The 1,431-nt window shown below is 40.0% G+C and carries 3 protein-coding genes; all 3 read left to right on the plus strand.

Translation table 11 applies throughout. From position 1 onward, the window contains the following. Positions 1-405: oxidoreductase (locus HZC45_02165; GenBank protein ID MBI5681968.1), on the plus strand; the 405-nt coding region annotated here is incomplete at its 5' end. Positions 406-442: 37 nt separating this feature from the next. Beyond that, positions 443-1,204 carry an NADH:ubiquinone oxidoreductase gene (locus HZC45_02170; GenBank protein ID MBI5681969.1) on the plus strand — a complete coding sequence of 254 codons (762 nt, stop codon included), beginning with the start codon at positions 443-445 and terminating at the stop codon, positions 1,202-1,204. Continuing rightward, positions 1,201-1,431 (plus strand): nickel-dependent hydrogenase large subunit (locus HZC45_02175; GenBank protein ID MBI5681970.1); only part of this gene is annotated, 231 nt, incomplete at its 3' end. The genes HZC45_02170 and HZC45_02175, both read left to right, overlap by 4 nt.

Consider the following 1,431-nt stretch of genomic DNA (forward strand, 5'->3'; position numbering starts at 1 on the left):
ATAATTCTATTGTATGGGGTTAAGGCGCCTGAAGAGATACTATTTAAGGATGAACTGAATGAATGGGCTAGGGCGCAGGATTTTGATTTAAGGATTACGGTTGACAAACCGCACCCTGATTGGAAGGGGCATACAGGCGTTGTTACGACATATCTGCCTGAACTAAAATTAGACGAGGCAAAGACAGTTGCGGTTATTGTTGGGCCGCCTGTTATGTATAAATATGTTATTATGGTACTCGGCGAAAAAAGGATTGCAGGACATGAGATATTTCTCTCCCTTGAAAGAAGGATGAAGTGCGGACTTGGGAAATGCGGACACTGTCAGATTAACAGTGTCTATGTATGTCAGGAAGGACCTGTATTCAGGTTAAGTGAGATAAGATATTTGAGAGAGGCAATATAATAAGGCGAGAAAAGCGGGAAAGGCGGGAAAGGCAAATATGAAGATAGGTCAAAAACCAAAGGCAGCCTTTTTTTCTTTTACCTCCTGTGAAGGATGCCAGTTACAGGTTTTATCTCTTGCTGATGAACTTGTTAATATATTAAACCTCGTTGAGATTATAAATTTCAGGGAGGCAATTGATGAAAAAAGGGATGATTATGACATAGCCTTTATTGAGGGAAGCATATCCCGAACACATGAGATTGATGATGTAAAAAAGATAAGGGAAAAGGCAAGGATTGTTGTTGCCCTTGGTGCATGTTCTTCAATAGGAGGATTGAATTGCCTTAAAAACAGGTTTTCTATGGATGATGTAAAAAGGATTGTGTATGGTGAAAGGTCAAAATATTACAATTACTTTGACACAATACCTGCGAGACCAATTGATGCTGTTATACCTGTTGATTATTACATATACGGCTGTCCGATAACAGGGACAGAATTCTTAAATGTCTTAAAGGCACTGCTCATTGGCAAGAAACCTGATATTCCAAATCATCCTGTTTGTGTTGACTGTAAGATGGCAGAGAATATATGTGTTTTTGAAAAAGGGGAAACCTGTGTTGGACCTGTTACAAGGGCAGGGTGTGATGCAGTATGTATAACTTACGGCAGTGTATGCTGGGGATGCAGGGGCCTTGTTGACAACCCTAATATCACTGCACATAAAGAAACATTAAAGAGGCATGGTTTGACTGCCCATGATATATTGGGCAGTTTTAATCTGTATGATTCATGGCATATTAGAGGTGATAAGTGAAAAGGGATGTAAAGATAAATGTGGAGCATATCACCCGTGTAGAGGGGCATGGCAATATTGTCATTGATATAAAGAACGGAAGGATAAAGGAACTCCGTTTAGAAATAGTGGAATCTCCAAGGTTCTATGAGGCTATGGTAATGGGCAGAAGATATGAAGATGTGCCGCATATAGTGTCAAGGATATGCGGTATATGTGCAGTAAGCCACACATCTGCATCTTTAAAG

This window comes from Deltaproteobacteria bacterium (assembly GCA_016223005.1).
Taxonomy (GTDB): domain Bacteria; phylum Desulfobacterota; class GWC2-55-46; order UBA9637; family GWC2-42-11; genus JACRPW01.

What these genes read in the sequence shown, in the direction of transcription:
- HZC45_02170 (MBI5681969.1), top strand. Translation starts at nt 443, where the DNA reads ATGAAGATAGGTCAAAAACCAAAGGCAGCCTTTTTTTCTTTTACCTCC.